We start from the raw sequence: 13,813 nt of genomic DNA on the forward strand, positions 1-13,813 counted from the left end.
ATTAAGTGAGAACCTTTTTGTTTAAAACTTCATCTCTTCAAATTTTTATAATCAATAATTCATACCTATCGAAAATACAATTTCTTATTGGTAACTTTGCAACATGCATTTAGAATTACTTTCTAACATCAATTCGCCTAAAGACTTAAGGCAGTTGGAGCCCAGTCAGCTTGAACAATTGGCTAGAGAACTTCGAGAATTCATCATCGATATCGTTTCTACCAAAGAAGGTCACTTGGGCGCCAGCCTTGGGGTTATTGAACTCACCATCGCCTTACACTATTGTTTTAATACCCCTGAGGATTTGTTGGTTTGGGATGTGGGTCACCAAGCCTACGGCCATAAAATATTAACTGGACGCCGGGAGGTGTTCGGCACCAATCGAAAACTGAATGGCATTAGCGGATTTCCCAAACGCGACGAAAGCCCGTACGATACTTTTGGCGTAGGCCATAGCTCCACTTCTATTTCTGCAGCCTTAGGCATGGCCATTTCTTCACAATTAAAAGGAGATTTTGATAAGCAACACATTGCTGTGATAGGTGATGCTTCCATAGCTTCTGGGATGGCTTTTGAAGGCCTTAACCATGCTGGGGTGACTAACACCAACTTGCTTGTGATTCTCAACGACAATGCTATAGGAATTGATCCTAGTGTTGGAGCGCTTAAAACCTATTTGACCAAAGCTAAAATCGGTAAAAAACCACCACAAGACAATATTATAGAAGCGCTTAACTTTAGCTACGAAGGGCCTATAGATGGTCACGATTTACCTGAGCTTCTCAAAGTTTTTGAGCGCCTTAAAACCATAAAAGGGCCTAAGCTTCTTCATATTATTACCAAAAAAGGCAAAGGCTTAAAGCAAGCTGAAGACGACCAAGTGCGTTATCACGCTCCAGGGAAATTTGACAAAACAACCGGAGAAGTCTTGCCTAAGAATAATGAAGGCTTACCTCCAAAATTTCAAGATGTTTTTGGACTCACTCTATTGGAGCTTGCCAGAAAAGACATCTCTATTGTAGGAATTACGCCAGCAATGCCTACGGGAAGTTCCCTAAAATTCATGATGGAGGAATTTCCAGACAGAGCTTTCGATGTGGGTATAGCGGAGCAGCATGCGGTGACACTTTCAGCAGGTATGGCTACACAAGGCCATAAGGTCTTTTGCACGATCTATTCCACATTTTTACAACGGGCCTACGATCAAGTGATTCACGATGTAGCGCTTCAAAATTTACCAGTTATCTTTTGCATAGATAGAGCGGGTTTGGTAGGCAACGACGGCGCAACTCATCATGGAGTTTACGATTTGGCCTTCTTACGCTCTATTCCAAATATGATTGTGTGTGCTCCAAGCAATGCTATTGACCTGCGTCAGATGCTTTATACAGCCTCTAAAGGTTTAAAGCATCCTATTGCTATTCGGTATCCTAGAGGTAGAGGAACGGTGAAAGATTGGCAACAAGACTTTAAAGCCATAGAGATAGGCAAAGGCCTAAAACTTAGAAATGGAAAAGACCTTGCTGTTTTAAGCCTCGGCAGTATTTCGAGTGAGGTTGAAGAGGCCTTAAATACTCTCGATAAGTCCTTCAGCATAGCGCATTACGACCTAAGATTTTTAAAACCGCTGGACGAGACGCTCCTTCAGTCAGTTTTTGACCGTTTCGAAAATATCATCACTATTGAAGATGGATGCATTAAAGGAGGGTTTGGAGATGCAGTATTGGACTATGCTCAAACCTCTTCTTATAAAGGTGGTATTCATAAGCTCGGCATTCCAGATAAATTTATTGAACAAGGAGATACCAAAGAGCTTTACGATCTTGCAGGCATTTCTTCCAAAAAAATTAAAGACAAAATTAAAGCAGTTTTAAACCCCTAATTGCGGCCGGTTTCCTGAGGATATAATTCATGTACAGGATCACTTTGCCACACCTGCTTAGAGTCGATGTCCACCAAACTTATAGGGCCTTTAAAAGCTGCTCCAGTATCGATATTCCAAAGATTAGCCAAGTTCATGGGTTTAGTTTCTCCAATGCGTGTGGTGGGCGTATGGCCAATATAAATTTCATTAAATAACTTTAAGCGATCTGGATAAGTGAGGTCGCTGGGTGTTAAAGACGTATCCATAGCTAAGGCCATTTCCCAGAGCGTTCTATCCCAATATACTGTATTGGAATGAAATTCTGAAGCTGGGCCATGCATGTTGGCAAACCCCGCGTGCAAAAAAAGTCGGTTTTGACTATCGATATGGTAATTGGTGAGGTTTTCTAAAAATCGGTGATGGAGATTTTTTAAAGTTGGATTTACGGTTTCGTAAGCTTTTATCGTGCTGTCTCCTCCATGTTGTAACCATTTGGGATTGGAATTGCCAGTCTTAAACCAACCGAGTACAAGGTCATCATGGTTCCCCCTTATGAATATACAGTCTCGCTCTTCCTTCAATTGGATGAGGTACGAAAGAAGTTCTGGAGTCTCACTCCATCCATCGACGTAATCGCCAAGGAAAATTAATCGATCTTGTCTCGTCACTTTGGCGCGATCTAAGACTTGAATTAAAGCCTTAAAACCTCCGTGTATATCTCCTATCGCCAGTGTCCTACTCATTCTAGTTGTATTTTATTTTTCGTAAAATTCTTAAATTGTCTTTTAGCCGTTGATAAGCTTTAGGATGTGCTGCCTTTAATAAAGGCTTGGCCTCCTCCAGCTTTTCTAAGGAAGAAGCAAAACCATTGAGATAAGCGATGAGATAAATCGTAGACAAATTAACAAGCTCTCTTTTTTCTGCTGAATTTAAGGCGACCTTGTTTTTAAGCTTTTTTAAGAGACTGTCATTATGGTTGAGATAATGCCTTAGCGTTTTTTGATCAAATTGAGGGGGCTCAAACATAAGCTTGGATTCGATATCGTAATGCATATTATCTCTGAAATGGATCATGACTTTTTCTAAAGGGTAATAATTGAATCGATTTTGAAGACCCAAATGTACGTATTCAATAATTTGAAACTTATCTTCATCATATTGAATTTCAACTTCATCCAAATCAGAATAAAACAACTTGACTTGCTCATTGATCAACTGAATGTTGACCCTAGAATAAAAGGTTTTATCACCAACGGTTTTTGGCTTTCCCGCCCAGCATAAGACAAAGTATTCTTTAAAGACTTTATATCTTGGATTGAAGTCTTTACTGTTTAAAAGGAAATCATGAAAACTGTCTAGAGTTAATTCAATATTATTCTGTGAGTTTTGTTCAATAGCAGCAACAATTTCAGAATTGATATCTTTTATTTCAATATCAAATACCTTAGGCTTGCTAATACTTCCTTCTCTCATAAAAACAGTACCTCCCCAATACTTCCAGATATTTTTACGCAGAGCGCATATGCTTTGATCTCTTTTGGGACGAATGCTCACGAGCCCCACCACCTTATCATCTGGCAAATGGGGAAATTGGATGTTTTCGTAAGACACGATTGGTGGGTGTTCTAAATAGGCATTCACTAAATTTTGGATTTTACTGTCATCAAAAAAGTCAACCCCAACGATTTTATTGCTTTCATCTTCAATCCCAATAACGATGTAACTATTACTTATTGGATTGGTATTAGAAAGGGAACACACGTGTTTTAAGAATTTAGCTTTTCCCTCTTTACTCCCTATGTTTATAAGTAATTTATTATCGTAGAAGCTATTTTCCCCATTATGGGCAAGTAGGTTTTTAATAAGGAGGCGCTTGTTAATCATAAGTTCGGATAAAATTACAAGAAAAAACCAAATGTAAGCACCAACAAATTTGAATTAATTGTGAAAAATCAGCCTCTTATCATAACGTGAGAAAATTGAGATACTAGTCGTGAGACAAAATAAGATAAAAAAAAGGGGCTATCTCAATGGTATGAGATAGCCCCTTTAAAATATAAATTCTTAAGTTGTTTAGTTGAAGATATACCTCACACCAACTTGCATTTGCCATCTTGAAGATAGGATTCCTGAATCATCAAAGTTTTCAATATCTGCTTCAGTTTGAAATTGATCAGAATTAAAACTAAACGCGGGATCTGGACCACCTTCTTCTACACTTAATATTCCAACACCACCAGGAATAAATGGTCTACGACCCCAATCCTTGTTTATTAAATTTGTGAAGTTGAAAATATCAAAAGAGAGTTGAAACGTATGTTTCTTATCATTTAAGTCCATACTAAAGTCTTGTAAAAATTTAAGGTCTACAATATGACTCCATGGCCCTCTTTCGCCATTACGCTCAGCGTATTGTCCTCTTCGCTCTTTTAAATAATCGCTGCTTTCAATATAGCTATTTAAAGCTTCCCATTGTTCTGCTGGAGTAGCACTTACAAATTCAGTACCATCTTCAGCTTCTGCAATTATTGGAACCAAATTGATTTCAGAAGCATCTCTAGGAATATAAATTAAAGCGTTGTCTCTTGAATCATCATTAAGAAGGTTTGACGGTCTGTTATTGTATACATAGGTAAATGGAGACCCTTCTTCACCAGCATAAAATAAGGAAACAGTACTTTTTACATTGTCATTCCACTCATACTCATAACTCATGTTAGCTGTGATTCTAGATCCTAATGCAAAGTTAGAACGTTGAATACCTGGGTTTGCATTTTTACCGTTTACCGTTTCTAAATTTCTCCACTGTGATGAGTTTTGAGAAGAGGTTCCTTCAAAAACATTATAAGACTCACCATAAGTGTAGGCCAATTGACCTGCGAAACCGTTTTCAAAAGGCTTTGTTAGTTTGAACGTAGCGTTATAAGAATAGCCTTCACTTGTATTTGAGCCTAAAATGATATTAGAATAAGCATCATCTATCAAGTCACGTCTATTGTAATAAGGTCTATTGTCTGCTCCATTAAGATTTCCTACAGGGCCTCTAACGTTTAGGTTCTCATAAAAGATCGCATTTAAAACGTCATTATATAGAAATTCTCCGGAAGCGATTAAACCCCATACTGGTAGTTTTTGATCTACTGCAATGTTATACTTAGCGACCTGAGGTAATTTGAAGTCCGGGGAAAAGATATCTATTTGTCCACCTCTTGCTCCTGTTCCTGGCTCAGCTCCTGGCTGTACAGGCTGATTGAAGGGATCTCCATTAAAAAATATATCTCCATCTATTGCTCTTTCATCAACGAATCCTGCAGTTAAGCCGTTATTGTTATAGGCTCCTCCTGGCCAAGCCAAAGGAATTCTAGACGTAAAGACTCCTACACCACCTCTTACTTGAGTTGATTTATTACCTCCTACGTCCCAAGAAAACCCTAATCTAGGAGAAAAATGGACTTGACTTTTTATAGCCTTACCAACTCTCGCTCCTTGTAAATCTTTTCCATTAGCTTCGAGAAGCTCTACCGTTCTTGTGTTGAAATCATCGTTTACTAAACCATCATCGAAATAGGGAACATCAACACGAAGACCTAAACTAACTTTAAAATCGTCAGATAAGTCTACATCATCCTGAACATAAAACCCTAACTGAGAATATGAAAATTCCGCTGCTCCTAAAGAGGCATCACCAGTACCTCCTAATAGAGAATAGCCTCTATCAAAATTCCTAGCAGGCACTTCGTTTCCATCTATATCGTCTAAATATGTTGAAAATTCATCCAACGAATTAAATCTGTACTGACCATAATTTTGTCTAAAGAATACGTTTTTAGAATCAAAATATTCAAAGTTAACTCCAAAAGTTAATTTGTGACGTCCTCTATAAAGCTCGAAGTTATTTGTAATATTTAATACTTTTTGCTCTAGCAAGTTAGCTGTGGAGAAGGCCTCTGAACCAAAATTAATACTTCCTTCACCATCAAATAAAGTTACAGAAGGAAATGGATTTCCCGTTGGATTTCTATCGTCCAATACATCGGTATAAGCCACAATTAAGTTGTTGGACATATCAGAACCATTGGTTGTACTCCATTCTAAAGTAGTTGAATTGGTTCTTGAAGGAAAAAATACGCCTGCATTAGTATAGTTGATGCTTCTATCGCCACTTTGTCTTGGAGATGTATTTTCAGCATTTACATAACTATTCTTAAGTGTAATGCTATTTTTATCATTTACGTTCCAGTCAATACGGGCGATTAACTTATCACTCACCAAACTACTTGTATTGTTATCAAATACACCTGGATCGTACCCATAGGTATCGAGAAGACCTTGTCTTAGGTCTGTAAAATCTTGTCTATCTTGAGTATCCCCTTGGTAATTATCGAAGACAAAAGGCTGTGGCGTTTCCTCATCCTGTCTTTCGTAGTTGATAAAGTAGAATAATTTATCTTCAACGATTGCTCCACCTACTCTAGCTCCAAAAAGCTTTGCAGTAAAGTCTGTCAAATTCTCTCTCTCGTCTTCGCTAAGCGCTGTAGGTGTCTTACCTGCTAGATCTTGATTTCTTAAGTAGTAGTAAGCAGAACCTTCTGTATTATTAGATCCAGAACGCGTAATAGCACTAATAGAACCACCGGCGAAACCAGATTGTCTCACATCAAATGGAGAAAGGTTGACTTGAAAAGATTCAATGGCATCAATAGAAATTGGACTTACCCCAGTTTGTCCTCCATTGGTCCCTGAACCTGCAAGTCCAAAAGCATCGTTGTTTACCGCTCCATCAATATAAATGGCATTGTATCTGTTGTTTTGGCCACCCAAAGAAATACTTCCATTTTCTCCTACCTGAGCTTCTGGAGTTGTTCTGATGAAATCTCCTAAAGATCGAGTTGCAGATGGAAGATTCAAAATCTGTCTTTGAGAAATATTTGTATTAGATCCTGTTTGTCCAGAATCGAAAATACCATTTCTAGACGCTGAAATAACCACCTCATCCAAGGCGTTATCAGACTCAGACATTTGTCTGCTAATTCTTTCCGAATCGCCTAATTTTAAAAAGAAGTTACTTAATCTGATATCGGTAAAACCGATGTAAGTGATTTCTAAAGTGTAAGGTCCACCAACACGCATGTTAGGGATCCTATAGAAACCATCAAAATCTGTTACAACACCATACTGTGTTCCAGTAGGTGTATGCACAGCAATAATATTTGCCCCCGGAAGAGGTTGATCAATATTGTCTGTGATCTTACCATTAATAGAGGAAGTAGTTACCCCTTGTGCATAAATACCAATTCCCATTACTAAGAATAAGCCAAGTAGCAATTTTTTCATTTGAAAACGTTTTTTTTGTTTATATTTTGGTGCAAAGTAAACCCACATTTAAAGTTTTAATATTAAGCCAATGTTAAGAAAAACTGTTAAAAAATTAAATTTCGATTTGAAATTACGGCAGAAATTAATACTAAATTCCTAAACCGGTAGGTTTATTAAAAAAAAAGAGACACTAATTTTAACAAAATAGAGCAAGATTTAAGTCATCCAATTATAAAATCCTTTTATAACCAACCTCATCAATTTTTATTTTCAATGGCTTGATATATTCAAAATAGGAAGGCTTTAAAGATTCCTTCATAGGTTCTGCATCTGGTAGGTCTTGTTTATAAGGGTCTACTTGTTTTCCGTTCACCCAAAACCTATAACAGACATGAGGTCCCGTTGCTAGACCGGTTTGTCCTACATACCCAATAATTTCACCTTGCTTAACGTATTCTCCAACTTTTACAGCTCTTCTAGACATGTGAAGGTATTGCGTAGAGTATTTATTGGTGTGTTTTACCTTAACGTAATTTCCGTTGCCACTGGTATAGCTAGCTTTGGTGATAACACCGTCCGCTGTAGACCAGATTGGAGTTCCTGTTCCTGCTGCGTAATCTGTCCCCTTGTGAGCTTTCCAACGTCTTTGTACGGGGTGGAAACGACGTCCAGTATATCTTGAAGATATACGACTAAACTTTAGAGGAGCTTTTAAAAAGAAACTTCTCAACGTACCTGCTTCCTCATCAAAAAAGTCTGTGCGTCCAGTTAAACTATCAATTTCAAAATTAAAAGAATAAAACTCTCTCCCCTTATGTTTTAAGACTGCAGCATCTATAGTCTCGAGTCCGGCATAAATGGTATCGTCTATATATTTTTCTTTGTAGATAAGTTTAAATTGATCTCCTTTTTGAAGTTTGAAGAAATCTACACTCCACTGGTAAATATCAGCAAATCTATTGGTCAATAAATAATCTAAACCCGCTTGATCTATAGCTGCTGAGAGCGATGAAGAAATGACTCCAGAGGTCGTCTTCTGTTTAATTGTAACTGGCTTAGACTTTGCTAGACCGTGGATACTGTCTAGGCTAACAACTGCATAGTTTATGACAGACTTTTGATATATAAAATGCTCAACCCGTCTTGTAGAATCTTTACTCTTTAAGAGCATATAAGGCTTACCATAATTGATGCGCCTGAAATTCATTACAGAATCTGGGATAGTTTGTGTGATTTGAAAAACTTGTCCTGGGGTAACTCCATGTCTATCCATGATAAACCCAAAAGTTTCACCGCGTTTTACAGTATCTAAAATCACTTCAAAATCACTTAACTTAAACCCATATACTTTTGACTCAGGTTTTTTCTGAACTTCCAATTCAATGGTTTCCTTTTTGGATACCTTTTCGACATCTTCATTGCAAGAGGTCAATACTGTAAAAGAAAGAATTATTAAAACAAAGTAAGCGAAGGCTGTTCTCAATATCAAAATTTAAAAGTAAACGTCAAAAATACATTTTATTATTAGGTCATCAAGAAGGAAACTACCTCACAGACTTTTATATACAACAAAACCCCTTTACAGAGGTTTTGTTGTGCTCATCTTAAAGATTATTAACTATCTGCCAAAGCTTCAGCTCCAGCTACAATTTCTAAGATCTCATTTGTAATAGAAGATTGCCTAGCTTTGTTATAAGACAACTTAAGATCATTTCTCAACTCAGTAGCATTATCTGTAGCTTTATGCATCGCTGTCATTCTAGCCCCATGTTCTGAGGCTACAGAATCTCTAATTGCTTTAAACAATTGAATCTTCAAAGACTTAGGAATTAAATCTTCTACAATTTCAGCCTTGTTAGGTTCGAATATATAGTCCTTAGACTTAGCTTCTCCAACCCTTTCGCTTGCAGGTTTTATGGGTAAAAATTGTTCTGTCGTAATAATTTGGGTGGCTGCATTTTTGAAGCTGTTGTACACCAATTCTATTTTATCAAACTTATGAGTTTTAAATAGATCCATTAGGTATTCAGCAATTTCTGTAACAGCATCATAAGATAGATCTTCATACACAGTACTGTACGATTTCTCCATATCGAATGATTTGCGAAGGATATCTCCTGCTTTTTTACCGATAGGAAGAACCTTAATCGACTTTCCTGAATACCCTTCTGAGGACAGATTTCTTACGCGTTTGATAATATTTGTATTAAACGCTCCTGCCAAACCTCTGTTTGAAGAAATAGCAATAACTAATACATTATTGACTTCTCTTTGATTGGAGTAAGGACTATTTGTATTGCTGTCTAAGGATGCGCTTAAGCTTTGCAAAAGCTCGTTGAGCTTTTCTGCATAGGGACGCATGTTCTCAATTGCATTTTGTGCACGGCTCAACTTAGCAGCAGAAACCATTTTCATAGCACTTGTGATCTGCATCGTTGATGATACCGAAGTTATCCTACTCCTTAAATCCTTTAAATTAGCCATAAATTAAGCTTTATGCTTTATATTTTGAGGAAATTTCTTTAGCAGCACTTGCGAGTGCATCTGTAATTTCATCTGTTAGTTTACCGGCTTTCAATTGATCTAAGACGTCACGGTACTTAGCGTTTAGGAAAGACAGATAATCTTTTTCAAATTCTTTAATCTTGTTGACGGGAACATCTCTCATCAAATTTTTGGTTCCTGCAAAAACAATGGCGATTTGATCTTCAACAGCGAAAGGACTTGCCTCCGATTGCTTAAGAATTTCAACGTTGCGTTTTCCCTTTTCAATCGTATTTTGAGTCGAAGCATCTAAGTCTGATCCAAACTTAGCAAAAGCTTCTAATTCTCTATATTGAGCTTGGTCTAATTTTAAAGTACCAGCTACTTTTTTCATAGATTTAATTTGAGCAGAACCCCCCACACGAGAAACTGAGATCCCTACATCAATAGCAGGTCTTACCCCAGAGTTAAATAAATCTGACGTTAAGAAAATCTGACCATCTGTAATAGAAATCACGTTGGTAGGAATATAGGCAGAAACATCACCCGCTTGGGTCTCAATAATAGGAAGTGCCGTTAAAGAACCTCCTCCTTTTACTTTACCCTTTAAAGCTTCGGGTAAATCGTTCATTTGTTTTGCAATATCATCATCATTGATAATTTTTGCAGCACGTTCCAATAATCTGGAGTGAAGATAGAAAACATCCCCGGGATAGGCTTCTCGACCTGGAGGTCTTCTCAATAGTAAAGACACTTCGCGGTAAGCAACAGCTTGCTTAGATAAATCATCATATATAATCAAAGCTGGACGGCCCGTATCTCTGAAATATTCACCAATTGCAGCTCCAGCAAGTGGGGCATACACCTGCATTGCAGCAGGATCTGATGCATTTGCAGCAACAATAGTAGTATAGGCTAATGCTCCTTTTTCTTCTAAAAGATTTGCAATACCAGCCACTGTAGACGCTTTCTGTCCAATCGCTACGTAGATACAATATACAGGTTCTCCTTTATCGTAAAATTCCTTTTGATTAAGAATGGTATCGATACATACAGAAGTTTTACCAGTCTGTCTATCTCCAATCACCAATTCTCTTTGTCCACGACCTACAGGCACCATAGCATCTATAGATTTGATTCCCGTTTGCATTGGTTCGGTAACAGGCTCTCTATAAATAACTCCAGGCGCTTTTCTTTCGATAGGCATTAAGAAAGTTTCTCCTTCAATCTCTCCCTTACCATCGATGGTTTGGCCTAATGTATTAACAACACGACCTACAATACCTTCACCCACTTGGATAGAAGATGTTTTCTTAGTTCGCTTAACAGAGTCTCCTTCATTAATAGTATTAGACTTTCCCAAAAGAACTACACCGACAGTGTCTTCCTCTAAGTTCAGTACCATACCGTTAAGTCCTCCCTCAAATTCAACAAGCTCACCTAACTGTGCGTTGGTTAACCCGTACACATTGGCGATACCATCTCCAACACGAAGAACTGTTCCTACTTCGTCTAGAGAAGATTCAGATTCGAATCCAGAGATTTGTTTTTTTAAGATTGCTGAAACTTCAGCAGAGTTTACTTCAGCCATAATTTATTGTGTGTTAAATGGTAAATCCATACCGTTTAATATTATAATAATTGTCTTTTGAATCGGTTAAGACTAGTAGATACACTTGCATCAAATTGAAGGTCTTTCAACCTGAGTACAAATCCACCAAGTATAGATTCATCTACTTGGTTGGTTAGATTTGCTGTATATCCGGTTATTTCTTTAATTTTATTTTGAACTTTTTCTTCGATATCCTTAGTCATCTTGGCAGCTGTAATAACAGATGCATATTGGATATGATGCTGTGTATTATAGAGCGAAATATATTCTTCAGATATCTCTTCTAGAATTGAGATGCGATTGTTGATCGCAAGGGTTTTTATAAGCTTTTGAACTAGAGGTTGAACTGATTTGAATACCTCTAAAAGAACAGATTGCTTCTTAATTACTTCGATAAGTGGACTAGATAACATCAACTTCAAGTCTTTATTCTCATCAATTGTAGAATGGATAAGCGTAAAGTCGCCAAGGACTTTATCTTCTAAATTCTCCTCTTGTGCTAATTCTATAATGGCCTTGGCATATCTTCTTCCTGCCGCTCTACTTCCCATAGGATATTGTTAGTTAAGTTTAACGTCGTCTAGCATTTTGTTAACCAAAATCATTTGCTCTTTCTTATCGTCCAATTGCTTTTTCACAACTGTTTCTGCAATTTGAACGGATAATTCTGCAACCTGAGATTTGATTTCTAGTAAGGCTTGCTTTTTCTCACTTTGAATAGTGACTTGGGCTTTTTCAAGAATTCTCTCAGACTTTTCATTTGCATCTTCTGTAGCTTCAGAAATGATAGATTTTTTCATGTCTTGAGCCTCTTTCAACATTTCATCTCTTTCGGCTCTTGCTTGCTGAAGCAATTTCTCGTTATCTGCTTTCAGATTGGCCATTTCTTCTTTCGCTCTTTCTGCAGAAGCTAAGGCATCATTGATTGAAGCTTCTCTTTCTCCAACGGCCTTCATTACAGGCTTCCAAGCAAATTTAGTTAATAAGAAAATAAGGATAAGCATGACAACAACTTGCCAAACAAATAATCCGTATTCAGGAGTAATTAAATCCATATATGATAAGTGTTTTAAATTCTAAAAAAATAAAACCCTCATCCAACCAACCGTTGGGTATGAGGGTTTGTAATCATTTTAAGTGGTTAACACACCTAATAGAGCTGTAACTACTCCAAAAAGAGCAACACCCTCTACAAGTGCAGCAGCAATAATCATTGCGGTTTGAATTTTTCCAGAAGCTTCTGGTTGGCGAGCGATAGCTTCCATTGCGGACCCACCGATTTTACCAACACCAATTCCTGCTCCTAAAACTGCTAAACCAGCTCCTAAAGCTGCAATACCTACGTGTAATAATTCCATAGTAAATAAATATTTAAAAAATTAAAGATTAATGATGTTCATGTTCTTGCACTGCCATCCCTATAAAGAGCGCTGACAATAATGTAAATATAAATGCTTGTAAAAATGCAACTAATAATTCTAAAACTGTAATAAATACGGCAAACGGGACAGATATCGCGGCAACTCCCGCATTTTCTAATATGAATATCAACCCTATTAAACTTAAAGTAATAATGTGGCCCGCCGTTATATTCGCAAACAAACGAATCATAAGCGCAATTGGCTTTATAAAGACTCCTAGAATTTCGACAATGGCCAAAATTGGTTTTACTGCAGTTGGAATACCTGGCATCCAAAACACGTGCTTCCAATAATCCTTGTTCCCATTAACAATAGTAAGCGCTAAAGTGAAGAGCCCTAATGCAACAGTAACAGATATGTTACCAGTGACATTTGCTGCTCCTGGGAGCAAACCCAATAAATTTGTAATCCAGATAAAGAAAAATACGGTAAGTAGAAAAGGCATGAATTTCATGAATTTCTTGTCACCAATCTGTGGTCTCGCGATCTCATCACGTACAAAGATGACTAAAGTTTCAAGGATGTTTTTAAAGCCCTTAGGAGCCGATTTAGATTTTTTATAATGGCTTGCTAATCCTATGAAAAGGATTAACATCACTACCACTGTGAGAAGCATTGAAGCTACGTTTTTGGTAATTGAAAGATCGAAAGCAACATTAGCATTGAGTGCGGCATGAGCTTCTTCATCGTATTTCAACATCGCTTCACCCTCATTTAAGACATGGATTTTTTCGTGATAATTTACAAATTTTTGGCCATTAGATTCAACGACATGCTTCCCTTCGACATCATGATGAAATGCACTCGACATAAAAGTTGCAATACCTTTATCTGTCCATAAAATAACTGGTAATGGCAATGTAAAAGAATCTTCACCTTCACCAAAAAAGTGCCACCCATGAGAATCGCCAATATGATGCATTATCATTTCTGTTGGGTTGAAGCTCTCATCAACAGCCCCCTCAGTGTCTAGCTGAGCGAATGAAGCAAAGGAATTCAAAATGAGCATTAGCATTAAAGCCACTGTAATCTTTGAAGATTTGTGTGTTGCCATAAATAGTTGACTTAGTATCAATTCGAAATTTCGTGCAAATGTATGTTTTTACTTTTTAATTT

11 protein-coding genes are annotated in these 13,813 nt (G+C 37.3%); 1 reads left to right on the plus strand and 10 read right to left on the minus strand.

The window, feature by feature from the left end; all coding sequences use genetic code 11:
* The first annotated feature begins 103 nt into the window (after window positions 1-103).
* On the plus strand, window positions 104-1,882 hold the full coding sequence (locus tag CXF67_RS15985) for a 1-deoxy-D-xylulose-5-phosphate synthase (protein ID WP_102089648.1): 1,779 nt from the start codon (window positions 104-106) through the stop codon (window positions 1,880-1,882).
* Here the strand turns inward: CXF67_RS15985 and CXF67_RS15990 are convergent.
* The 10 genes from CXF67_RS15990 to atpB all read right to left on the minus strand — a co-directional run bounded on the left by CXF67_RS15990 (window position 1,879) and on the right by atpB (window position 13,751).
* The gene (locus tag CXF67_RS15990; protein ID WP_102089649.1) at window positions 1,879-2,607 is read right to left on the minus strand and encodes a metallophosphoesterase; all 729 of its coding nucleotides are present in this window, start codon (window positions 2,605-2,607) and stop codon (window positions 1,879-1,881) included. The two genes, CXF67_RS15985 and CXF67_RS15990, sit on opposite strands and share 4 nt — an antisense overlap.
* 1 nt (window position 2,608) lies before the next feature.
* A complete protein-coding gene (locus CXF67_RS15995) occupies window positions 2,609-3,748 on the minus strand; it encodes an ATP-binding protein (RefSeq protein WP_102089650.1) in 1,140 nt (379 codons plus the stop codon).
* A gap of 189 nt (window positions 3,749-3,937) precedes the next feature.
* Window positions 3,938-7,198, minus strand: coding sequence for a TonB-dependent receptor (locus tag CXF67_RS16000; protein ID WP_102089740.1), 3,261 nt, complete (start codon window positions 7,196-7,198; stop codon window positions 3,938-3,940).
* Window positions 7,199-7,409: 211 nt separating this feature from the next.
* Complete coding sequence (locus CXF67_RS16005; protein ID WP_102089651.1) at window positions 7,410-8,663, minus strand: peptidoglycan DD-metalloendopeptidase family protein; 1,254 nt, start codon at window positions 8,661-8,663, stop codon at window positions 7,410-7,412.
* Between the two features lie 131 nt (window positions 8,664-8,794).
* Window positions 8,795-9,664: an ATP synthase F1 subunit gamma gene (atpG, locus tag CXF67_RS16010; RefSeq protein ID WP_102089652.1), complete on the minus strand. Its 870-nt coding sequence runs from the start codon at window positions 9,662-9,664 to the stop codon at window positions 8,795-8,797.
* A 10-nt stretch (window positions 9,665-9,674) separates the two neighbouring features.
* Window positions 9,675-11,255 carry a F0F1 ATP synthase subunit alpha gene (gene atpA, locus CXF67_RS16015; RefSeq protein ID WP_102089653.1) on the minus strand — a complete coding sequence of 527 codons (1,581 nt, stop codon included), beginning with the start codon at window positions 11,253-11,255 and terminating at the stop codon, window positions 9,675-9,677.
* Window positions 11,256-11,296: 41 nt separating this feature from the next.
* Entirely contained in the window at window positions 11,297-11,827 is a 531-nt protein-coding gene (gene atpH, locus CXF67_RS16020) for an ATP synthase F1 subunit delta (protein WP_102089654.1), read from the minus strand.
* Window positions 11,828-11,836: 9 nt separating this feature from the next.
* Window positions 11,837-12,331 carry a F0F1 ATP synthase subunit B gene (locus CXF67_RS16025; protein WP_102089655.1) on the minus strand — a complete coding sequence of 165 codons (495 nt, stop codon included), beginning with the start codon at window positions 12,329-12,331 and terminating at the stop codon, window positions 11,837-11,839.
* A 78-nt stretch (window positions 12,332-12,409) separates the two neighbouring features.
* Window positions 12,410-12,634, minus strand: coding sequence for an ATP synthase F0 subunit C (atpE, locus tag CXF67_RS16030; protein WP_015024380.1), 225 nt, complete (start codon window positions 12,632-12,634; stop codon window positions 12,410-12,412).
* 28 nt (window positions 12,635-12,662) lie between these two features.
* Window positions 12,663-13,751, minus strand: a complete 1,089-nt coding sequence (gene atpB, locus CXF67_RS16035; RefSeq protein ID WP_102089656.1) for a F0F1 ATP synthase subunit A — start codon at window positions 13,749-13,751, stop codon at window positions 12,663-12,665.
* Between the last annotated feature and the right edge of the window lie 62 nt (window positions 13,752-13,813).

The organism is Psychroflexus sp. MES1-P1E (assembly GCF_002836055.1).
Classification (GTDB): Bacteria; Bacteroidota; Bacteroidia; order Flavobacteriales; family Flavobacteriaceae; genus Psychroflexus.